This is a genomic window from Actinoplanes sp. NPDC051537 (assembly GCF_055586105.1).
This window is the reverse complement of record NZ_JBVJIU010000010.1, coordinates 128,420-150,053: the sequence shown is the minus strand read 5'-3', so window position 1 is coordinate 150,053 and position 21,634 is coordinate 128,420. Positions and strand designations below refer to the sequence as shown.

Below are 21,634 nucleotides of genomic sequence, written 5' to 3'. Positions count from 1 at the left end.
CACCAAGCGCGTTGAAAAGACCACGTACATCTAGGGTGTACGTTTTTGGTCAATCGGGGACCACGGCCCGGCCGAACGGCGGAGATGAAAACCCATGAAGTGGCTGTTGCTCCTCCTGCTATTCCTGCTGATCGCGGGCGTGCTCGCGGCGGTCGTCAACACGGTCGGCGACACCCGCTTCTTCCTGCGGTTACGCCGCCCGAGCTGGGATCGGGCCCGCCCCCGGCCGCGTTGCCTGCAGTGCCGCGGCACCGGCTGGATCAACCGCGAGCCGGAGCGAACCCTGAACTTCGTCGGTGACGGCTTCGAGGACCGGCACGCTCCCGCCACTTTGTGCCCCGCATGCGGCGGCACCGGCATAGCGCCGGAACGCTGACGCCATTTCTTTTCGTCCGGCCGATTCCGCTCATACCTCGTATCACGCGGCGGTCGGTAGCGCCGATTCGTACCGCGGAATTCCGCCTGAACGGACGAGTCCCCATTCTTTCCGGCGACCACCATCGGGTGACCGGCTCACCGGCGCCACCGGCTCATCCCCACCCGGGAGCGACCTGCGGTGGTTCGGAAGGGCAGCTTCGCTGCGCGCTCGGGTAGTCACTCATTTACAGGCGTGAATTCATCTTTTAACATCCTGTACGCAAAGGCTCGCACATTTTCGAGCACGAGCGCACACAGGAGGTCTCCCCGTGGATCGTCGTACGCTCCTGGCCTCGGCCGCCGTCGTGGCAGTCGCCGCTCCCTTCGCCGACACCGGTCGCGCGCTCGCCGCCGCCCCCGGTTACGTCGCCAACCGGGCGCCGCTGAAGGCCGACGCCTTCCTGCGGTTGCCGCCCGGCGCCACCAAGGCCGGCGGCTGGCTGGCCACCCAGCTGGGCTATCAGCTGAACGGGATCAACGGGCGGATGACCGAGATCTCGCACTTCCTCCAGTACGACAACACCGGCTGGATCCACCCCAACCTGGTCGGCTGGGAGGAGCTTCCGTACTGGCTGAAAGGCTTCTCGAGCCTCGGGTACGTGACCGGCGACTCCCGCGTGCAGACCGAGACCACCAAGTGGGTCAACGGCGTGCTCGCGACCCAGGCCGGCGACGGCTTCTTCGGGCCCACGGGACTGCGCACGAGCCTCGGCGGCGGCCCCGACTTCTGGCCGCACATGCCGATGCTGCACGCGCTGCGGACGTACGCCGAGTTCACCGCCGACGCCCGCATCGTGCCGTTCTTCACGCGGTTCTTCCAGTTCGTCAACGCCCAGGGGCCGAGCGCGTTCAACCAGAGCTGGGGCAGCCTGCGCTGGGCCGACACGCTCGAGGTCGTGTTCTGGACGTACAACCGGACCGGCGACGCGTTCCTGCTCGACCTCGCCCGGAAGATCCACGCCAACTCGGCGAACTACCTCAACAACCTGCCGTCGCTGCACAACGTCAACCTCGCGCAGGGCTTCCGGGAGCCGGCCGTCTACTCGGTGCTCAGCGGCGATGCGGCGCACCGGCAGGCTTCCTACAACGACTACAACACGATCATGAGCACGTACGGGCAATTCGCCGGTGGTGGTTTTGCTGGTGACGAGAATGCCCGTCCCGGCTTCGGCGACCCGCGCCAGGGCTTCGAGACGTGCGGGATCGTCGAGTTCATGGCGAGCCACGAGATCCTCACCCGGATCACCGGCGACGCGATCTGGGGCGACCGCACCGAGAACCTGGCGTTCAACTCGCTGCCCGCCGCGCTCGACCCGCAGCAGCGCGGCATCCACTACATCACCAGCGCGAACAGCGTCGCGCTGCTGGACCGGCCGGGGCACGCCGGGCAGTTCCAGAACGGGTTCGCGATGCAGGCGTACATGCTCGGCATCGACAACTACCGGTGCTGCCCGCACAACTACGGCATGGGCTGGCCCTACTACGTCGAGGAGATGTGGGTGGCCACCCCGGACGGCGGGCTGGCGGCGACGCTGCACGGGCCGGCGACGGTCACGGCCAAGGTGGGCTCGGGCGTCTCCGTGTCGATCAAGGCGGACACGACGTATCCGTTCGGCGACACGATCACGTACACGGTGACCACGCCGTCGGCGACGTCCTTCCCGCTGTACCTGCGGGTGCCGGGCTGGTGCACCTCTCCGACGCTGACCGTGAACGGGTCGGCGACCGCGGTCGCGGCCGGCCCGGCGTACGCGAAGATCTCCCGCAGTTGGGTCAGTGGCGACAAGGTCGTGTTGCGGCTGCCGATGCAGGCGAAGACGCGCACCTGGACGGCCAACCACAAGTCGGTGTCGGTGGACTTCGGGGCGCTGACGTTCTCGCTGGCGATCACCGAGAACTGGGCGCAGACCGGCGGCTCGGCGACCTGGCCGACGCGCGAGGTGCGGCCGGGGTCGGTCTGGAACTACGGGCTCGACGGCGGGACGCAGTTCGCGGTGACGACCGGGCTCGGCAACGTCAACGATCCGTTCACGCTTGCTTCCGCGCCCATCAAGATCACGACGCCGGCCCGGAAGATCCCGGGCTGGCAGGCGGACGCGGACACGATCGTGACGCCGCTGCAGGACAGCCCGACGCCGTCGAGCGAGCCGGTCGAGCAGATCACGCTGATCCCGATGGGCGCGGCCCGGCTGCGGATCACCTCGTTCCCGACGATCGGCGCGGGCACGCCCTGGTCGACCGGCAGCGTCGCGTTCCGCATCCAGAACCAGAACAGCGGCAAGGTGCTGGGCGTGGACGGCATGTCGACCTCGAACAGCGCCCGGGTCGTGCAGTTCGCCGACAACGGCACGGCCGACCACCTGTGGCGGTTGATCGACAACGGCGACGGGTGGGTGAAGATTCAGAACGTCAACTCGGGCAAGCTGCTCGGCGTCGACACCATGTCCACGGCCGACTCGGCGCAGGTCGTGCAGTTCGAGGACAACGGAACCGCCGACCACCTGTGGCAGGTGCTGGACAATGGCAACGGCTATGCCCGGATAAAGAACAAGAATTCAGGAAAAGTCCTGGCAGTGGCCGGAATGTCGACCGCCGACTCGGCCAACGTCGTGCAGTTCGCCGACAACGGCTCGGCCGACCACAACTGGCGGCTGGTCCCCGACGGAAACGTCAAGTTGCAGGTCACGCACACCGGTTTCGTCCTGGCGATCAACAACATGTCGACCGCGAACGGCGCCCAGCTCCAGCAGTACCCGCCCGTAGGCTCGGCCGACCACGTCTGGAAGTTCCAGGACGCCGGCGGCGGCTACTTCAAAATCATCAGCAACATGGACGGAAAATGTGCCGACATTTCCGCCCAGTCCACCGCCGACGGCGCCAAGGCCGTCCAATGGGACTACGTCGGCGGCACCAACCAGCAGTGGCGCCTGGCCTGGTCGTCCGCCAACGTCTTCGCGATCGTGGCCCGCCACAGCGGCAAGGTTCTCGAGGTGCAGGGCCAGTCCCCCACCGCCGGCGCCGACGTAGGCCAGTGGCCCGACCTGTCCTTGCCCAACCAACGCTGGCGCATCATCCCCGCCTGACCAGCACCGTCCGTAGCCCGCGCTCGCCGCCGACCCCCCGCCGCCCGCCTCATCCGCCTGACCATCCCCCGCCCCGGCCTCGGCCGCCCCGCACCGGCACCTCAACCCCGCCCAAGCGCACCCGGCCGTAGCCCGCGCTCGCCGCCGCTCCGACGCCGCCCACCCTCCACCTCATCCGCTCTAACCCACCCCACCCAGTCACCGGGCGGGGTGGAGTTAAGCGGGCGGGTACGACAATTTCCGCGCGTTGTCCACAGACGAGCCCGCGCGAACTACGGCTTCCCGCCCTCGTCCGGCTTTGTGTACAACACCGCCCGCGCCTGCTCCGCCGCCCGGATGATGGCCTCGGCCACGAAGTCGACGAAGCGGGCGATGTTCTCCAGCCGGGCCGCCGCCGGCGTGCCGGGACCGAGAATCCCGACACCCTGCCGCGCCGTGTCGGCGAGCTGGGCGTTGACGCGGGCGCTCGCGATCATCGACTGGTAGAGGGCGTCGTCGTCGACGGCGTAGCGGTCGCGGCGGCGGTCGTCCTGCTCGCGGCGGATGAGGCCCTGGTGGTCGAGCAGCGCGACCGCCTTGGAGATGGACGCGGCGCTCACCTGCAGGCGCTGCACCAGCTCGGACGCGGTGTGACTGCCCGCGTCGCTGGTGTAGAGGCAGGTCAGCACCCGGGCCGCGATGTTCGGCAGGCCCGAGGCCATCATCAGGGTCGTGAACGTCTCCTGATACTCGCGCACGGCCTCGGGATCGCGCCCGAGACCGTCCGCCGCCGGCGCCTCGCCTCGCGGCACGGCTGCCTTGCGCCGGTGGGCGCGGCGCTCGGTGGCGCGGTGGGCCAGGTCGGCGCGATAGCCGGTGGGGCCGCCGTTACGCATGACCTCGCGCGTGATCGTCGAGGTCGGCCGGTCGAGGCGCCGGGCGATCTCCGCGTACGCGAGCCCGTCGGACACCCCCAGCGCGATCTGCTGGCGTTCCTGCTGGGTGAGCCTGCCTCCCGGCATCGCGATCTCCCTTCCCGCGTCCCGATGTCGCCAGCATAGCGTTCACGTCTCGGCCAATGCAACGGCCCAGCCGAATGGCGTTGCGTTGAAATCCAAACTGTTGCAACGATATTTGGGCGTTGAGCTGCTATTTCGGCGCAGAGGTGCAACAAGCATGTTGCCGAGATAGTGAACGCAACGTAGCGTTTCCCACATCGGAAACAACGAGTGCAAGGAGCGCACGATGACCACCTACCCCACCACCGCCCCGATCACCGCCGTCATCGACATCCCCGCCGGCCGGGTCCAGCTGATCGCCGCCGAGCGCACCGACACCGTCGTCGACATCCAGCCCGCCGACCCCACCAAGACCCGCGACGTCAAGGTCGCCCAGGAAACCACCGTCACCTACACCGACGGCGTCCTGCGCGTCGACGCCTCCACCAAGAACCAGCTCTTCGGCCCCTCCGGCTCGATCGAGGTCACCATCCAGCTGCCCACCGGCTCGGCCGTGCAGGCCACCACCGCCGCCGCCGCATTCCGCGCCGTCGGCCGCCTCGGCGACGTGGTCTTCGACGGCGCCTACGGCGAAGTCAAGCTCGACGAAGCCGGCACCGCCCGGCTCAGCGTCTCCGCCGGCGACGTCACCATCGGCCGCCTCACCGGCCCCGCCCAGATCAGCGTCCAGAAAGGCGACATCACCGTCACCGAAGCCGTCCGCGGCGAGGTCGTCCTGACCACCCAGGCCGGCAGCCTCACCATCGACGCTGCTCCCGGCGTCTCCGCCACCCTCGACGCCGGCACCAGCTACGGCCGCATCCACAACACCCTCAAGAACGACGGCGAACCACAGCTCGCCATCCGCGCCACCACCTCCTACGGCAACGTCACCGCCCGCAGCCTCTAAGACGACGAAGAAGAAGGAGCACCAGTCATGTCGAACCTGGCCATCGCCGCCACCGGGCTACGAAAGTCCTACGGCGACAAGGTCGTCCTCGACGGCGTCGACCTGACCGTCCCCGAGGGAACCGTCTTCTCCCTGCTCGGCCCCAACGGCGCCGGCAAGACCACCGCCGTGAAGATCCTGTCCACCCTGATCTCGGCCGGCGCCGGCTCCGGCGAGATCCGGATCGGCGGTCACAACTTGGCCACCGACCCGCAGGCGGTGCGCGCCGCGATCGGCGTCACCGGCCAGTTCTCCGCCGTCGACGGCCTGATCACCGGCGAGGAGAACATGCTGCTCATGGCGGACCTGCACCACCTGCCCCGCCGTGACGGCGCCCGCGCCGCCGCCGAACTGCTCGAGCGCTTCGACCTGGTCGGGGCCGCGAAGAAGCCGGCCTCCACCTACTCCGGCGGCATGAAACGCCGCCTCGACATCGCCATGACCCTGGTCGGCAACCCCCGGATCATCTTCCTCGACGAACCCACCACCGGCCTCGACCCCCGCAGCCGGCACAACATGTGGCAGATCATCCGCGAACTGGTCGCCGACGGCGTCACCGTCTTCCTCACCACCCAATACCTCGACGAAGCCGACGAACTCGCCGACCGGATCGCCGTCCTCAACAACAGCAAGATCGTCGCCGAAGGCACCGCCGAACAGCTCAAACGGCTCGTCCCCGGCGGCCACGTCCGGATCCGCTTCACCGACCCGGCCGCCTACCACGCCGCGGCCACCGCCCTCGACAACGCCGTCCACGACGACGAGTCGCTGTCCCTGCAGATCCCCAGCACCGGCGGCCAACGCGAACTGCGCTCGATCCTCGACCGGCTCGACACCCACGGCATCACCGCCGACGAACTGACCCTGCACACCCCCGACCTCGACGACGTCTTCTTCGCCCTCACCACCACCCAGGAGGCCACCCGATGAGCACCGCCGTACACGACTCCGCCACCATGCTGCGCCGCAACCTCCTGCACGCGCGCCGCTACCCATCCCTGACACTGAACCTGCTCCTCACCCCCGTCATGCTGCTGCTGCTATTCGTCTACATCTTCGGCGGCACACTCAGCGCCGGCATCGGAGGAGGTGGTCCCGACCGCACGGCCTACATCGCCTACATCGTGCCCGGCCTACTGCTGATGACCATCGGCAGCACCGTCATCGGCACCGCCGTCTCGGTCTCCAACGACATGACCGAAGGCATCATCGCCCGCTTCCGCACCATGGCCATCCACCGCGGCTCCGTCCTGGTCGGACACGTCATCGGCAGCGTCCTGCAAGCCGTACTCAGCGTGGTGCTGGTCGGCGCCGTCGCGGTCGCCATCGGCTTCCGCTCCACCGACGCCACGATCCTGGAATGGCTCGCCGCATTCGGCCTGCTGGTCCTGTTCGCCCTCGCGCTCACCTGGATCGCCGTCGGCATGGGCCTGATCAGCCCCAACGCCGAAGCCGCCAGCAACAACGCGATGCCGCTGATCCTGCTGCCACTACTGTCCAGCGCATTCGTCCCGGTCGACACCATGCCCGGCTGGTTCCAGCCGATCGCCCAATACCAGCCCTTCACCCCGGCCATCGAAACCCTCCGCGGCCTGCTGCTCGGCACCGGCATCGGCTACAACGGCTGGCTCGCCATCGCCTGGTGCCTCGGGCTCGCGTTGCTCGGCTACTTCTGGTCAACCTCGAAGTTCAACGCCAAGAACGACTGACAACCAACCCAGGGCGGCGCACACCGATCGGTGTGCGCCGCCCTAGCATGTGCCGGTGATCGCCGACGACGAGCTGGCCGCGTTCCTGACGGCCGCCTACGCCCAGCCCACCGCCGACGATCCCGACGTGGCGACGTTGCGGGCCCGCCCCCGCCCCCGCTCGTCGGAGCCGGAGATGCCCACCGCCGACCGGACGATCGCCGGCGTCCCGGTCCGCTTCTACCGGCCGGGCGCCGAAATCGTCATCGTGTACCTGCACGGCGGCGGTTTCGTGATCGGCGATCTGGAAACGCACGATCCGCAGGTACGCCGCCTGGCCGCCGCCACCGGCACGACGGTGGTCGCGGTCGACTACCGCCGCGCCCCCGAGCACCCCTGGCCGGCCGCCGTCGACGACGCGGTTGCCGTGGTCACCTACCTGGCGGCCGACGGCGCGCCGATCGCGGTGGCGGGTGACTCCGCCGGCGGCCTGCTGGCGATCCTGACCGCCCTGCGCCTGCGCGACCGGGTTCCCCTGCTGGCTCAGCTGCTGGTCTGCCCGAACGCCGATCCCACGCTGCGGTCTCCCAGCGTCGAGGAGAAGGGCGAGGGCTGGCTGCTCGACGCGAACACCTTGCGGCGCTGGATTGCGATGTGGCTCCCCGACCCCGCCCAGCGGGCCTCCCCGGCGACCAACGCCCTGGTCGCCGACCTGCGCGGCTTGCCGCCGGCGCTGATCGTCACCGCCGAGCACGATCCCTTGCGCGACGAGGGCGACGCTTATGCCGTACGGCTGAAGGAGGCCGGCGTGCCGGTGATCCACCGCCAGGAACCCGGCTTGATCCACAACTTCCCCACCATGCGCAAGGTCTCCCCCGCCTGTGCCGCCGCCGAGGACCGCTTCCTGCACGACGCCGCCACCCTGCTGCGGCGCTAGCGGCCCGGGTGAATCACCCGATCGAGCGCGCGCTCGCACACCCGCAGGTCGGCCTCGGTCCGGGCCAGGAACCAGACCAGCTCGACGTTGCGGGCCGCGATGACCAGGCGGTTGGCCGCGGTCTCGATCAGCTCCGGCACGACCCGCTCCGGGTCGCCCCCGGCCTCGCCGCATCCCAGCAGCGGAAACAGGACCGAGGAGAGAGGCGGTTCCCAGTACGGCGATTCCGCCGCGACAAGCGCATTCTCGACGCACCGCCCGAGCTCGCGGACCGGCGTGAACCCGGCGCCCGGCGCGCCGTACACGGTGGCCGCGTGGATGATCGCTCGCACGCCGTTGTTCCGGCTCAGCTCGCCCGCGCCCGTGACGATGACTTGGCCCGGGACGAGCGGCGGCTGCAGCTCGGCGACCCGCTCCGCCAGCTCGTCGGCGACCCGATCGACGACGACCCGGCCGGCGCCGTCCCGCTCGGCGCCCTCGTACCGGATCACCGCGGAGATCGAGCGGTCCTGGATGCGGGCCATCACCATGTCGGTGTTCTCCGAGTTCACCCAGGCGTCGACGCCGTGGACCTGCCGGATGTCGCCGGTGATGATGCCGAGCCGGCGAACCTTGCCGTCGGTCGACTCCGGAAGCTCACGGACGATCGTCCGCTGCGTGGTCAGCACCGCGTTGGGGCGGTCCGGGCGCGTCCGCTCCGGGCGACCCATCAGGTCGACCACCAGCCCGAGCTCGTGCTTCCAGTACTCCCGGTCGGTCGAGATCGAGAGCGTCCTGCGATTCTTCCGGGCGGCGACCACGCAGTGGGTCAGGAACGCGTCCACGAACTCCCATGACGGCGGCGCCCCGATCTCGCCCCGCAGGACGGCGTAGAGCTGCGATCGCCCACGGCCGATGGCCTGGTCATCGGCCAGTTCGGACACCTTGGCGCCGCTCTCGCGGCGCAGCTGCGCCAGCCGCTGACAGAACGCCCGTACGTCGGTCGCGGCGGGACCGTACGGCCGTCGTCCGGTCATCGGCCCGGACAATCGGCTGCTGACCTGCCACGACGGCGCCTCGGCGCGCCCCGCGTCCGGCCCGGAACCCGGACTGCCGCATTCCTCGCCATTCTCGTCCTTAGTGCCGAAGGTGCTCGAAGTACTCCCATCACCAGCATGAGTACCCAGGTCACGCAGCTCGGGTGGGGCGGTGTCCGAGATAGGGCAATTGCTACGCCCGGACGACGATTCGCACGTTGTCGCATGGAGGGTCGAACATGAGGACGGTCGTCGCCGGTCAGGGCCGGGCCGCCGCGCGTGCTGTCCGACAGGCCGAGCACGGGCGCGAAGCCATCGACGTCGCCCGCTCGCAGAGCACCCTGGGCGTCATCCGCGCCCGCGCACCACTGTCGATCATGTTGCGGGTGGCGGCCGCGGAGGGCCGGCTCGTCTGGCACGGGCCCGACAGCTTCGCGCTGCTCGAACGGCCGCTCACGGTGCCGGTCCCGGCCGGCGCGCGCGGCGGTCCGCGGCTGCGGCTGCTCCGGCTGATCGATCAGCGCTGGGACATGCTGATCTTCGCCGGACCACCGATCGTCACCCTGACGGTCGCCATGGTCGCGGAAGCGGTCGCCGCCGACCCGCCGATGGGACTGGTCGCGCTGCCGCTGGCCGCGGTCGCGTACGTCGCCTTCTTCGTGCTTGCCCAGGTGGTCACCGAGTGGACGGCCCTGCGCCGGTTGCTCGGCCTGCGGTCGCCGCGATGGGACGAGATCGCGGCCGAGTCGTACCTGGGCGGGAATTGGTCGGTCCGGCTCTGCCACCACACCGCGACCACGCCGGCCGAGCGGCTGCTCCGGGCCACTGCCCACCAGCTTTCCGATCTCGTACGCCTCGACGCCGAGCCGGCGCCGACACCGGCGCGCGAGATCCTGGTCGTTCTGCTGCGCGGGGTGACGACCGAGGCGCTGCGGGCCGAGATCCGCGCGTCGCTCGTCCAGCCGTTCGGCCCCGACTCGCCGATCGCCATCCGGCTGCCCTCCGGCCCGGTACCGGATGCCGGGGGCCCGGCCCCGGACCGGGGCGGCTTCCTGGTGATCTGGATGGGCGGCGTGGCCACGGTTCTCGCCGTCACCGCCTACCTGCTCGCGTCCTGGGAGAGCCTGGCCTGCCGGGGCGCGAGCTGTGCGGGCCGGCCGGTCACCTACGGGACCGCCGCGCACTGGCTGGCCTGGCGTCTGCTCTCCCAGAACCCGCCGGACATCGCCCCCGGCACCGGCCGGGCGATCACCGTCGGCTGGCTGTTCAGCCTGCTCGGACTCATGACCGTCCCGATCGCCGGGGTCTCCGTACGGGTGGCCGCCGACCGGCACCGGCAGGCCGTGGAGGCATTCCGTGCTCCGCTCGCCAACCGGCGCCTGCTGCTGCTCACCGTCACGCCGACCGAACGCGACGCCGTGCTGACCGCGCTCCGCGACGCCACCGGCCGGGCGCCGGAGAGGTCGTTCTCCGGGCGATCCGTGATCTACGACGGCGGCCCGATCGGCCGGACCACCGTGGCGATGGCCCAGTGCGTCCGGCCCGGGTCCGGCGGTCCCGGCGGGGCGCAGGCGATCGCGACCGAGGTCATCGAGCGCTGGCGGCCCGACTTCATCATCATGGTGGGCATCTGCTGCGGCCTGCGCGAGGACGACCGCCCCCCGCAGAGCCTCGGCGACGTCGTGGTGGCGACCTCGGTCTACGACCTCGACCAGTGCATCCGGCACGCCGATCACGTCGAGCAGACCGGCGACCGGATCACCGTGCATCCGGCGATGGCCGGCCGCCTCTCCGCCGCGTCGACCGATTTCACCGTCGCGCGCGTCCACTTCGGTCAGTTGCTCTCGGCGCAGACGCTGCTCGACTCCGACACCCGGCGCGAAGAGATCAAAACAACGAACACCCGAGCCCTGGCGTACGAGATGGAAGCGCACGGCCTCTACGCGGCGGCCGCGGGCGCCCGGTTGCCGTGGATCGTCGTGAAAGCGATCTCGGACTGGGGAGTCGACCGGGACTTCTTCTACGTGCCGGAGCCGGCGGCCCGCAACGCCGCCGCGTTCGTCGTGCACGCCGTCGAGCTCGGCGCCTTCGACCACGGCATCGAATCCTTCTAGCGAAGCAAGACACGTACCCGGAAAGGTCGATCATGTCCCTCCAACCCATCACTCACATGCCGAACACCAGCCTCGAGGAACTGGAAGAGGTGTCGGCCGGCATGCAGGAGTACATGCGCGCCGCGACCGCCGAGTCCCGCGACGCGGCGCTCGAGTCGATGAACCGCCGCGGGGTCATGCAGCGGCTCTTCCCCAACCAGTACGAGAAGGAACGCCAGCGGATCGGCGTCCAGACCCTGCGGCAGATGAGCGAGGCCAAGCGGGACCTGCTCGCCGTCTTCACGCGTACGCAGATCGAGATCGCCCGCAAGCAGGCCGACGCGCTGATCGCCACCCAGGGCATGCATCTGCAGGCCCAGCTCGCCCGGTTCGCGGCCGAGAAGATCCAGGACCTGAACTCGACGATCAACTCGGCCCGGGAGCGCTTCCTGGCCGAGATCGCGCCGCAGTTCGACATGGTCGAGCGGTTCCAGCACCGGCCGGAGATGTACAAGCCGGCGTACCAGTCGCTGCTTCACCAGATCGACGTCTACTTCAGCCACAACGCCGCCCTCCTGGACGGCTTCAACCAGTCGCTGCACAACCGCGTCAACGCCGTTCAGCAGCACTGAATCGTTAGGGGTTGCCAGTGCGTCGCATGCTCCACTGGGTGTCCGGGGCCGACCCGGTGATCCTCGACGACTGCGGTCCGCTGCGGCAGACCGAGTCGATCCGGTTCGCCGCGCTCGGCGCGCTCACCGTGGTTCCGGCCGTGCTCGGGTGCTTCGCCATGACGTACGCGATCTCGACCTTGACCGCCCGCCCTTTGATCTACATTGCGGCCGGGCTGGTCTGGGGCGGCATCGTCCTGGCCATCGACCGCTACCTCGTCGCGACGCTGCACAAATCGGCGCTGCCCGGGCACGGCCGCACCGTGCCGATCATCGCGCGCCTGCTGTTCGCGGTGCTGGTCGGCATCGCGGTCGCGCATCCGCTCGTACTGCTGTGGTTCAACGACAGCATCACCCAGACGATCGACGAGAACCGCCGGGACGCCGTGCAGATCCGCCGGCAGCAGGCCGAGCGCGACGTCGCTTCGGAAGCCAAACCGGCGGCTTCCGTTGCGCCGCTGGTGGATCGCCGGACGGCCCGGCTGGCCGAGGTGGATTGCCTGCGCCGGCTCAAGACGTACGAGCAGAGCAACGTCCAGAAGGCGTTGCCGTGCGGCATCAGCTCGGGCGAGCCGGACTGCGGCCCACGCTGCCGCGACCTGCAACGCCAGATCACCTCGGTGCAGGGCGAGATCGCCGCCCTGGACCGCCAGATCGCGGCCGCCACCACGGCCGACGGGGGAGCGGCCACCCGGTATCGGGACCGGGTGGCCGCGATCCGGACCCAGTCGACGGACGACATCGCCGACATCGACGCCCACTTCAGCCATGACTACCTGGCCCGGGTCTCCGCCCTGGCCCAGCTGGAGAAACGCGAACCGCATGTCCTGGTCGTCGAGCTCTTCATGATCGTCTTCTTCGTGTTCGTCGACATCCTGCCCGTCCTCATGAAGATCACCACGCCGGCCGCCGAGTACGAGCAGGTCCGCGACACCCGCCTGGAGAAGGCGGTCGCGATCCAGCTGGCCCGCCGCACCGTGATCGGCCCGACCGAGGAGGCGCTGGCCCGCGTGTCCGCCCGAGCCGAACGCCTGCTCGGCGAGATGGACGTGATCGCCCAGGTCCCGCTGACCCTCCTGGCCGCCCGCACCCGCCACGTGGCCGACTTCGAACACTCCGCGCGCCGCCTGCGAACAACTTCCACCGGCACCGACGAGGCGGTGACCGAGACCGACATCCTCCGCGCCCGCGACCTGGACCGGGAGGCCTTCACCCGGGCGATGGCCGACACCCGAACCTTCATGAAACAGCCGTGACGCCCTAGCTCGCGCCGAGCCACTCGGCCAGGGCTATCGGGTCGGCCGCCGTTCCGCGCGCCTGAGCTCGGCGCGCCAGAGCTCGGAGCAGGTCGGGTCGTTGATGTACGACCGGCACGCCCACGACCAGCGCAAAGCCGACCCACGCCTCGTCGCCGTCGACCGCGACAAGCCGCTCGGCGTACCGACGAGAGGCGCTGGCGGTGTCGCCGTCCACATATGCCTGATCGGCGGCGTCCTCCGGTCGGCGGCCGGCGAGCGCGCCGCGGATGACGCCGACGATGCCCGGCATGCCGGAAGCCTCGCTTCGAGCATCCGCCCTGAGCAACCCGGACTGTTCGATCGCCGGCGGTTTTCGACCGGCTTCCCAGGCGGCGACCAGGTCGTTCACCTCCGACTCATCGGGACGCCAGTTGCGCAGACGCCAGCGGATCGTTTGCGCCAGCACCATCGCGTCGACGGCACGGCTCACTTCCGGCGGCACCTCGTCCGATTGCCAGGACTCGAGCGAATGGCGTAGCCCGGCCGCGAAACGCTCGCCAAGCGGGGTCAGTTCGCCCGATCGAGCCAGCGTCTCGATCGCCAGCCAGTTCTGCCGAAGCCAGTAGGCGTACTCGACGTCGGCGACGGACGGCGCTTCGGGCGTACGACGTCGCCGCCGCCAATAGTCGGTCACGCCGAAGTGCGCGTAGATGCCCTGCATGAGGGCTCCGACCGGGCGAGGGTCCATGCGCCACGGTGCGAGGAACCGCCCCTTGGCCTCGTCGTGGTGCAGGTCGACGAGGTCGCGGAGGGCATCCAGCTTCATGTGCATGAACTCGTGGAGCAGGAGAAGGCTGAGGTCTTCGGCCGTCGGCGGGATCCCGACCGCCACCGAACCGGAAGCCTGGCGGCAGGCTGCGCTGACGTTGCCGCCGGATGCCGGCGTCATCAGCGGAACCACGACACGCAGCAGAACACGCATTGCCGCCGCGTGTTCGCTATGCCGCGCTGTCAGGATCTGCCATGCCTCGCGCAAGAGCGATGCGAAGCGATCGGCCAAGCCGTCGTCCAGACGCGGTTGCGGCCGCCACTGGTACACGTCCCGGTAAGGCTCCTGATCCTCGATCAAGAGCTCGAAGTCGCGTTCGAGAGCGACGGGACGCGCGGCAGCCCAGCCGGAGCCGCCCAGCCGCACGTGCCCGATGGTGACGACACCCGACTCGTCGCGTCGCACGACCACCTGGTCTTCTGTCGTCACGGTGGCGGCGCCCAGACCAGGCAGATAAAGCTCACCGTGCATGACCGGCACGCCGATCTCGAAGGTCAACGCCGCACCGATCGCTGCCGCCGCGGCCACCTGGGCGAGATAGCCGACGCCGCCATCGGTATGCAGGGCCTGAACTGCCCATGCGTCGATATGCGGATGGCCCAGCACGCGCTCGACGGCGGCGGGACAAGCGGTCTCGGCTCGAAACAGCAACTCCGAGGCCGGCGATGAGCCGTGCCGCGCGATTACCTCGGACAGCAGAAGCTTGCGCTTGGCCATTTGGCCGTCGCGCAGGATCGCGAGCGCGTCCGGGGTGCCGTATCCGGCGGCCAGCCCCTCGAACTGCTCGCCGCTGAGCACGAAGTTGGTCGTCATCGGATAGCCGTCAGATCGGCCCTGACGCGCTGCTGAACATGCCGAATCACCGCGTACAGATCGTCGCAATAGGCCGACGGATGGTTGAACGTCCCATCCTTGTAACGATGGGCTCGCAGGCCCCCGCCACATATCTCGAAGACCGAACACTCCTGGCATTTCTTGGCCACCGTACGAGGAACGTCGAGCAGTGCCATGACGTCGTCCAACGAGTCGTGCGTGACATCCAAGCCGGTTGCCGCGGCACCATCCACTGTGGTCTTGAGCGAGTCTGTCCGCTCGTAGCTTCCGTCGGTCTCGATAACGACGACGCCCGGCTGGTCGCCGCCGATGGCCTCGGTGTTGCTCTGTCCCCCGAGCATGCGCATCATCATCGACTCGAACAGCCGGATTCGCGTACGGGCGACCGGTGCGCTGTACCAGGCGTCGAAGACGGCGATGAGCCAGTCCGCATACGGCATGCCGGAGGCGGGCCGAGGCGGCGGCGTGGTCCAGTTTCCATGAGGCAGCAGCAGGTCGATCGCCGGTGGGTCGAAGGCCAGCAGATCCTCGTAAACCCCGACCGGATCGTTGCGCACATCGACAGTGCAGAGGATGCCGCTATAGATGTCGCGGTGCTCCGGCCGGACCAGCTTCCGCAGCCCCGCCGCGGCCCGGTCGTACGATCCTCGACCGCTGAGGTAGACGCGGTGCCTGTCGTTGGCGGCGGCTCCACCATCGAGGCTTACGCCGACACGGACGCCATACTCGTGAAAGATCTCGAGGAAGCGATCGTCGATCAGGACGCCGTTGGTCTGGATCCCGAAGTGAATCCGCATACCGGACGGTGCGACCGCTCGAAGAGCGGCGAGCGTGTCGGCGACCGCATCGTGCCCCGCCATCAAAGGCTCGCCGCCGTGAAGGACAACGGACAGGTCGGTTGGCTGATGACGCTCGACGTGCTCGGCGATCCGATCGGCAACTCGTTGCCGAGTTACCTCACTCATTGTGAAGGGCTGACGAGTCCATCCCTGGTCAACGCTGTGGTATACGTAGCAGTACGTACACGAAAGGTTGCATCGGCTATGCAACTTCAACACGATCTGACGGACCGTAACGGGCACCCGCGCATCATTCCAGGCGTTGCCGCTTTCGCCCAGTGAATCCCCGCATTCGGGCCACCGTGTTCACTCGATGGCGGTCGGCGCTGGACAGCGCGAATGCCTCATCACCGTCGCCGGCCCGTCGCGGTGCTCGGCGGCACTTCGGCTACCTCGATAGCGGCTTACCTCGCATAGCGGGTTGATTCAGACTCTTCGCCAAGGTATGACTGGAATGGAGAGAACGAATGCTGGGTGTGCAAGAACCGGCGGGTGAGTACACCGCGGAGCACAGGCCTCTGCTGGAGCGTCTGTATCGATGAGCGGGACACGTTCGGTAGGTCCGACTTGACCTCGAGTCCACCATCTGTATCGCCACGCATGATCGAACCTCGCAGAGCCCAGTATTTAAGGTTGATACGGCGGAGCAGGCGAACTGTCCGGCTCGCTGCGCAGAGTGAGCCGGTTGAGTAAATCACAAGACGTGCTCCGTCGTACCCAAATCATAGTTAGCGGCCAAATCGAGATCTTGCGAGGGGCGACCGCGCCTTTGTCGCTGTTCAGGCCGCTAAACGCCCGCTTCGGCGCAGCCGATAGGACAACTGACGGCCTGAGCGCAGCGTCCGATTTCCGCCTTTCGTGAGCTAGTCTTAAGCCTAGGGGCAGTTCGGCGCGTCAGGTAGTCGGCGGCGTGATGTCGCAGTTGAGACGGCGCCTCTCACGCATCGCCAGGACGTTGGGATGGTCGCGTCCAAGCACTTCCGGCGCACGAGCGAGGACGTCGGTCCGGATCTCGCCGGCCCGGCGGTCGTCGCCCGCGGTCCGCAGGCTGATCGAGACGTTGCTGGCCCCCGCGAGCGTGTCGGGATTGTTCGGGCCAAGCACGACGGTCATCGATTGCCATGTCTGCTCGTCGAGTTCCAGCGCCGACGCGTACTCGCCGGCGTCGAACAGCTCGTTGGCCAGATTGACCTGCGCCGAAAGGGTGTAGGGGTGTTCCGACCCCACCGTAGCCCGGAAGCTTTCGAGCACGCTCTCGGTCAGCGCGCGAGACTCGCTCGCTCCGCCCGCCTGCCGCGTGAAGACGGCGACGTTGTTCAAGCCGGCCAGGACGAAGGGGTGATCGGCGGGGTAGGCACGGCGCAGGCCGGCGGTCGCCTGCTCCGCGGTGCGACGGGCGTCCACGAACTGACCCAGCGCCGATTCCTCGCAGGCCCGGTTCATCAGACAGGCCGATGCCTCCGGATGCTCGGAGCCGAGCGTCTCTCGATAGCGGCGCAGCGTGTCGTCGGTCAACGCTCGGGCCGCTATGAACTCGCCCAGCTTACGCAATGTCGTGGCCAAACCCCGGGCAAAGCGAAGCGACAGCAGGCTGTTCTCTCCAAGTACCACCCGGGACCTCGCGAGCGTCGTCTCCAGGAGCTCCCGTGCCTCGCGGAAACGACCGACCGCTCGCAGATCGTGGGCATAGTTGTCGGCGCAGCTCAGCGTGTTGCGATCGTCGGGACCGACGGTCCGCCGGTTCCGGTCGTAGACCTCCTCGTCGATGTCGAGGGCTCGGGCGAAATTCCCCACCAGCCGGAGCGAGACTCCGACGTTGTTGCCGGCCATCAACGTTCGACGATGGTCCTCACCGAACACCTCGGTGGCCATCCTCGACGCCTCCTCCGACAGCGTCAGAGCTTCCGCGTAGCGACCAAGCGCGCGTAGGTCGGCGCCGAGGCTTCCGGCCACCATCACCGTGTACGGATGATCCGTGCCGACTCTCTCGCTGAGCAACTCGAACGCGCGTCTGTCCAATTCGTAGGCGTCCTGGAACCGGGCTTGAAGCCGCAGCACATTGGCCAGGGTGAAGTCCATCAGCAGGGTCGTCGAATCGTCGCCGAATCTGTCGCGCCAGGTCGCCAGTGCTTCCTCGGCGAGCTGCTGGCTGCTGGAGAAGTCGCCGACCTGGTGGAGATAACGAGCCATCTCCACGACCAGCTGACGTACCGCGGGATCCTCGGACTCCAGGGCGCCGCAATGGCGGAGGTGCGGCCACAGCGTTGCGTATGCCGGGTGGTTCTCCTGGAGGTCGGGGTCGCCGCGGTCGTACGACGCCAGCACGAGCTGAACGTCGGTGCGGTTCTGCGCGCGCGTCGCCGGGTCGAGGCTGTTGCTGATCACGGCCTGGACCAAGCGGTGGATCTGGATGCTGGTCTGTGCGGTATTCGTGGCGGCCAGTGCGTACCGCCCGATCTCGCGGATCAGCCGCCCCTGCAGGATCGGATCGCGCAGCGTCGGGTCGAACGGCAGCAACACCTGCGTCATCCGGCTGCTGTAGATCAGCTTGGTCGAGATCGGCTCCGGCGCGAAGAAGGCGCAGACCTCCAGCAGCTTCGCCGCGGCCGGGGTCCGCTCGCGCAACCGGTCCAGCGACAGCAACCAGGTCGCTGCCGTCGTCTTCTCGTAGCCCAGCGGCGGGTTCTCGTCCAGCATCCGCATCAGCTGGGTGTCCAGCAGCTCCAGGTATCGGGGCACGTCCATCGCCGTCGTGTTCAGCCACGACGCGGCCTGCTCGATGGCCAGCGGCAGGTCGCCCAGGCGATCGGCCACCTGCTCGGCGTCCGCGCGATCCAGATGCCGCACCCGCCGGGTCAGGAGAGAGATCGACTCGGCTCGGTCGAACACGCCGAGCTGAACCGCCCGCGCCTCCTGGTTCCACGCCTGGTTGCGGGACGTCAGCAAGATGTGGCCGGCGCCCTGGGGAATGATGTCGCGGATGGTCTCCGGCTGGTCGACGTTATCGAAGATCAAGAGCCATCTCTGGTACGGGCGACCCTGCCGCAACGCCTCGCCGACCACCCGCACCGTCTCGTCGAGGTTCTCGCCGCGCTCCAGATGCAGTTCCTGCGCCAGATCGGCCAGCGCCGAGCGGGCCAGGTGCGGCTGCTCGGCCGAGATCCACCACACCATGTCGTAGTTGGCGGCGAAGCGGTGGGCGTACTCGATCGCCAGCTGGGTCTTGCCGACGCCGCCGAGGCCGAACAGCGCCTGCGGCACGACCGCCGTCACGCTGGCCGACAGCCGGTCGCGTAGCTGCTCCAGCGTCGCGCCGCGGCCGGTGAAGTCCGCGTTGCGTTGCGGGACGTTCCAGATCGGCGGCAGCGTGCCCGGGAAACGTGGGCCGGTCCGCACCGCCTGGGCCGGGGCCGGCGCCACGCCGACCGCGCCGGCCAGCAACTCCCGGGCGCGCTCGGCCGAGGTGCCGGCCAGGTCGGTGGCGACCCGGCTGTTGTACGGCGGTTCCAGCCGGGTGCCGTCGATCCGGATCGGGATCAGCGGCTTGCGGCTGCCCGTCTCCCGGCGAATGATCTGGCGCCACGCCGACAGCGCGTGCGGCGAGTTGACCATGTCCCGGGAGAGCAGGAACAGCGCGTGCCGGGCGCCCGCCAGCACCCGGTCGAGCTCGGTCTCGAAGTCGCTGCTCCCGGCGAACTCGGCATCCAGCAGGGTCGGGTGCAACCCCACCGCGGTCAGCTCGGCGGAGATCCACTCGGCCCACATGCGGTCGGGCGGGGCGTAGCTGATCAGCACCTCGGAGGTCACCGTCGCGCGGCGTCGCTCGAACTGGACGAGCCAGTCGCGGCGCAGCTTGTCGTCCATCGGCGTAAGCTTGCGAACCTGGCCTGCGGTGATCCAGCCGACCAGGCGCTCGTACGCGGCGAGCAGCGAGTTCTCCAGCAGGGGCCGGTCGGCGAACGGGGCGAGCGTCTCCTCGTACGCGAAAAATGCCTTGTACGGAATCTCGACGTCGCCCCAGTAGCGCTCGGCCGCCTCCCCGGTGGCGGTGAGGAACGGCCGGAACTCACTGCGCGCGTAGTCGCGGCCGGCGTCGAGCTTGACCTGTTCGGCGTCCTCGACCCGCATCGGCACCGGCAGGATGCGCACCGGATGGCGATCGCGCTGAGCGGTGATCGACTGGGCCACGGACACGGCGCCGTCGATGCTCTGGGTGCTCAGGGTGAAGCAGTTGACGACCGTGTCGGGCAGCTGCACGGTGCAGATCCCGGCGCTGTCGCTGAGGCCGGTACGGCTGTCGACCAGCACGTAGTCGTAGTGCTGGCGCATGTCCTGGACCAGCGCTTCGATGAACGCGCCCCCGCCCAGCCGCTCCCAGAAGCTGGCCCAGTCGAACGTGCTGACCTTGCGAGCGTACGAGCGGTCCTGCTGACCCGCGGGCAACAGGTCGATCCCGCCCCCGTCGGGGAACTCGGACCAGGTGAGCGACACCGCGTAGTCGAGGACGGCGGCCCGCTCGCGGATCCAGTCGTCGCCCGAGCCGTGGCCCGGCTCGACGGCCGCGGCCGCGAAGTCCCGGACCATGTCGATCACGCCCGGGGAGGCCGTGAGGGCCTTGTCGACCAGGAAGGGGTGCAGGTAGCGGTGCAGGCCCGGCGACTCCAGGTCCCAGTCGACGACCAGCACGCGGAGGCCGTTGCTGGCCAGCAGCCAGGCGGTGTTGGCGACCGCCATGGTCCGGCCGGTACCACCCTTGTAGGAGTAGAAAGTCACGATGTGCCCGTTGCTCATCGTCGCCCCCTAGGGACCTTCGAGGATCGGTCGCTCGACCGGCGGCGGCAGCGTCCGACGGATCACCGGATCGGCGAAGATCCGGTTCTGTGACTCGGCCAGGACCGTCTGCAGCACCGGCTCGAAGTTCTTGAGGTCGAGGACGCGTCGATGAAAACGCGAGTTGTCCCGCCGGCGCCAGTTGCGGGGGAACGTCTGCTGAACGGATTCGTCCAGCTCCCGGGCGTGGTTGTGGCTTTCCTCGTCCGCGCTGTTGACCGGGATCATGACCGCGGCCGAGGGCTCGGTCCGCCCGTCGTATCGCTGCAGGATCTCGCGGTTCTGCGGGATCTTCGTGCTCCAGGCGTCGACCAGGATCACCACGACCTGGTTCTTGTCGCGCGCCTCGGCCAGGGTCTCGTCCAGCCGGTCAACGGAGATCACCCGGGACTGGAGGTCGGCCTGGAACGCGATCCGCATGGCGTACGTGGCGATCGGCTCCGGCGACTGCGGGCGATAGGGGGCCCAGTCCGTCGGATCGTTGCCGTAGTAGGAGACGTCGTGCCGCCCGACGACCGGCTCGGCGGCCGACTCCGCGGTCGGCGCGGACACCACGAAATGCACCTGCTTGGCACTGTCGCCGACCGGCACCCCGTTGATCGCCGGGGGCAGCGGATCCGGCTCCGGGAGCGGAAACGCACTCCGGAGGGCGGGCCAGTCGAGATCGTTCGGTCCGTCCTGCAACGGGTCGTCGTGTGCCGCGTCCACGATGCGCCGGGCCAGCCTCGTGACGAACTCGAGATAGTCGTCGCGATTGCGCGACAGCCGCATCAACTGGCGAACGCCGGGGTTGGCCTGCTGGCCCTCGAGCTGCGGCTCGACGAAATACTGCAGGCGGGCGGCGAAGTCGGGCATGAGCTTCGACGGCACCCACCGCAGCGGGATCAGCGTGGACGGCCGCGTCTGATAAAGCTGCTGATGGCGGCGGATCCGCGCCTCGAAGATCGCCCACTCCCGGCCGCACGGTTCACTCTGAAAAAAGCGCGGAGAACAGAGCGGCAGGAACGAACGGCAGCGGGAAAGGGCCTGCACTAACGTCGCCGCCCAGAGGTCACCCGCCTGGATGTTCTCGTTGTCGAGAAATCCGACCTCCTCGTCTTCCCGCAGGCCGACGAGAAGGCGCACCTCAACGCACAGATCGTTGAAGAAATCGCGCACGTAGAAGTCGTCGCTCCCGCGAGCGTAACTGAGGAAGAAGTACAGCACGCGTTCTCCGGCTAAGGCTCGAACCCC

The 21,634-nt window shown here is 68.8% G+C and carries 15 protein-coding genes; 9 read left to right on the top strand and 6 right to left on the bottom strand.

What is annotated here, in order from left to right; genetic code table 11:
• Nucleotides 1-94: 94 nt before the first annotated feature.
• Nucleotides 95-376 carry a hypothetical protein gene (locus ACZ6TB_RS25060; protein WP_465557531.1) on the top strand — a complete coding sequence of 94 codons (282 nt, stop codon included), beginning with the start codon at nt 95-97 and terminating at the stop codon, nt 374-376.
• Nucleotides 377-686: 310 nt separating this feature from the next.
• Nucleotides 687-3,500 carry an RICIN domain-containing protein gene (locus tag ACZ6TB_RS25055; protein WP_465557529.1) on the top strand — a complete coding sequence of 938 codons (2,814 nt, stop codon included), beginning with the start codon at nt 687-689 and terminating at the stop codon, nt 3,498-3,500.
• A 272-nt stretch (nt 3,501-3,772) separates the two neighbouring features.
• On the opposite strand, the gene ACZ6TB_RS25050 is transcribed toward ACZ6TB_RS25055, so the two are convergent.
• A complete protein-coding gene (locus ACZ6TB_RS25050; RefSeq protein WP_465557527.1) occupies nt 3,773-4,501 on the bottom strand; it encodes a helix-turn-helix domain-containing protein in 729 nt (242 codons plus the stop codon).
• Nucleotides 4,502-4,724: 223 nt separating this feature from the next.
• Between ACZ6TB_RS25050 and ACZ6TB_RS25045 the strand changes: the two genes are divergently transcribed.
• The 4 genes from ACZ6TB_RS25045 to ACZ6TB_RS25030 are packed head-to-tail and all read left to right on the top strand — an operon-like array spanning nt 4,725 to nt 8,051.
• On the top strand, nt 4,725-5,387 hold the full coding sequence (locus tag ACZ6TB_RS25045; protein WP_465557525.1) for a DUF4097 family beta strand repeat-containing protein: 663 nt from the start codon (nt 4,725-4,727) through the stop codon (nt 5,385-5,387).
• Between the two features lie 27 nt (nt 5,388-5,414).
• Nucleotides 5,415-6,356 carry an ATP-binding cassette domain-containing protein gene (locus ACZ6TB_RS25040; RefSeq protein WP_465557523.1) on the top strand — a complete coding sequence of 314 codons (942 nt, stop codon included), beginning with the start codon at nt 5,415-5,417 and terminating at the stop codon, nt 6,354-6,356.
• Nucleotides 6,353-7,135, top strand: a complete 783-nt coding sequence (locus tag ACZ6TB_RS25035; RefSeq protein ID WP_465557521.1) for an ABC transporter permease — start codon at nt 6,353-6,355, stop codon at nt 7,133-7,135. Before ACZ6TB_RS25040 ends, ACZ6TB_RS25035 begins: the two co-directional genes overlap by 4 nt.
• A gap of 55 nt (nt 7,136-7,190) precedes the next feature.
• Nucleotides 7,191-8,051 carry an alpha/beta hydrolase gene (locus ACZ6TB_RS25030; protein WP_465557519.1) on the top strand — a complete coding sequence of 287 codons (861 nt, stop codon included), beginning with the start codon at nt 7,191-7,193 and terminating at the stop codon, nt 8,049-8,051.
• On the opposite strand, the gene ACZ6TB_RS25025 is transcribed toward ACZ6TB_RS25030, so the two are convergent.
• Nucleotides 8,048-9,067, bottom strand: a complete 1,020-nt coding sequence (locus tag ACZ6TB_RS25025; RefSeq protein WP_465557517.1) for a macro domain-containing protein — start codon at nt 9,065-9,067, stop codon at nt 8,048-8,050. The two genes, ACZ6TB_RS25030 and ACZ6TB_RS25025, sit on opposite strands and share 4 nt — an antisense overlap.
• Nucleotides 9,068-9,306: 239 nt before the next feature.
• Here ACZ6TB_RS25025 and ACZ6TB_RS25020 point away from each other — a divergent pair, with 239 nt between their 5' ends.
• Genes ACZ6TB_RS25020 through ACZ6TB_RS25010 form a run of 3 tightly spaced genes read left to right on the top strand, consistent with a single transcriptional unit; the run spans nt 9,307 to nt 13,087 of the window.
• Nucleotides 9,307-11,181: a 5'-methylthioadenosine/S-adenosylhomocysteine nucleosidase family protein gene (locus ACZ6TB_RS25020; RefSeq protein ID WP_465557515.1), complete on the top strand. Its 1,875-nt coding sequence runs from the start codon at nt 9,307-9,309 to the stop codon at nt 11,179-11,181.
• A 56-nt stretch (nt 11,182-11,237) separates the two neighbouring features.
• Nucleotides 11,238-11,792 (top strand): hypothetical protein, encoded by a 555-nt coding sequence (locus tag ACZ6TB_RS25015; protein WP_465557513.1) that lies wholly within the window; start codon nt 11,238-11,240, stop codon nt 11,790-11,792.
• Between the two features lie 26 nt (nt 11,793-11,818).
• A complete protein-coding gene (locus ACZ6TB_RS25010; protein WP_465557956.1) occupies nt 11,819-13,087 on the top strand; it encodes a DUF4407 domain-containing protein in 1,269 nt (422 codons plus the stop codon).
• 4 nt (nt 13,088-13,091) lie between these two features.
• Here ACZ6TB_RS25010 and ACZ6TB_RS25005 read toward each other — a convergent pair whose 3' ends face one another.
• From ACZ6TB_RS25005 to ACZ6TB_RS24990, 4 genes are all read right to left on the bottom strand, one after another.
• Nucleotides 13,092-14,711 (bottom strand): HEXXH motif domain-containing protein, encoded by a 1,620-nt coding sequence (locus ACZ6TB_RS25005; protein ID WP_465557511.1) that lies wholly within the window; start codon nt 14,709-14,711, stop codon nt 13,092-13,094.
• Complete coding sequence (locus tag ACZ6TB_RS25000; protein ID WP_465557954.1) at nt 14,708-15,790, bottom strand: FxsB family cyclophane-forming radical SAM/SPASM peptide maturase; 1,083 nt, start codon at nt 15,788-15,790, stop codon at nt 14,708-14,710. The genes ACZ6TB_RS25005 and ACZ6TB_RS25000 overlap by 4 nt, the downstream gene beginning before the upstream one ends.
• A 675-nt stretch (nt 15,791-16,465) precedes the next feature.
• A complete protein-coding gene (gene fxsT / locus ACZ6TB_RS24995) occupies nt 16,466-20,362 on the bottom strand; it encodes an FxSxx-COOH system tetratricopeptide repeat protein (protein WP_465557509.1) in 3,897 nt (1,298 codons plus the stop codon).
• Nucleotides 20,363-20,371: 9 nt separating this feature from the next.
• Nucleotides 20,372-21,607 (bottom strand): TIR-like protein FxsC, encoded by a 1,236-nt coding sequence (locus ACZ6TB_RS24990; RefSeq protein ID WP_465557507.1) that lies wholly within the window; start codon nt 21,605-21,607, stop codon nt 20,372-20,374.
• Nucleotides 21,608-21,634: the final 27 nt, after the last annotated feature.

What these genes read in the sequence shown, in the direction of transcription:
- fxsT (WP_465557509.1), bottom strand. Translation starts at nt 20,362, where the DNA reads ATGAGCAACGGGCACATCGTGACTTTCTACTCCTACAAGGGTGGTACC.
- ACZ6TB_RS25035 (WP_465557521.1), top strand. Translation starts at nt 6,353, where the DNA reads ATGAGCACCGCCGTACACGACTCCGCCACCATGCTGCGCCGCAACCTC.
- ACZ6TB_RS25015 (WP_465557513.1), top strand. Translation starts at nt 11,238, where the DNA reads ATGCCGAACACCAGCCTCGAGGAACTGGAAGAGGTGTCGGCCGGCATG.
- ACZ6TB_RS25045 (WP_465557525.1), top strand. Translation starts at nt 4,725, where the DNA reads ATGACCACCTACCCCACCACCGCCCCGATCACCGCCGTCATCGACATC.
- ACZ6TB_RS25050 (WP_465557527.1), bottom strand. Translation starts at nt 4,501, where the DNA reads ATGCCGGGAGGCAGGCTCACCCAGCAGGAACGCCAGCAGATCGCGCTG.
- ACZ6TB_RS25010 (WP_465557956.1), top strand. Translation starts at nt 11,819, where the DNA reads ATGCTCCACTGGGTGTCCGGGGCCGACCCGGTGATCCTCGACGACTGC.
- ACZ6TB_RS25040 (WP_465557523.1), top strand. Translation starts at nt 5,415, where the DNA reads ATGTCGAACCTGGCCATCGCCGCCACCGGGCTACGAAAGTCCTACGGC.
- ACZ6TB_RS25025 (WP_465557517.1), bottom strand. Translation starts at nt 9,067, where the DNA reads ATGACCGGACGACGGCCGTACGGTCCCGCCGCGACCGACGTACGGGCG.
- ACZ6TB_RS25005 (WP_465557511.1), bottom strand. Translation starts at nt 14,711, where the DNA reads ATGACGACCAACTTCGTGCTCAGCGGCGAGCAGTTCGAGGGGCTGGCC.
- ACZ6TB_RS25060 (WP_465557531.1), top strand. Translation starts at nt 95, where the DNA reads ATGAAGTGGCTGTTGCTCCTCCTGCTATTCCTGCTGATCGCGGGCGTG.
- ACZ6TB_RS25020 (WP_465557515.1), top strand. Translation starts at nt 9,307, where the DNA reads ATGAGGACGGTCGTCGCCGGTCAGGGCCGGGCCGCCGCGCGTGCTGTC.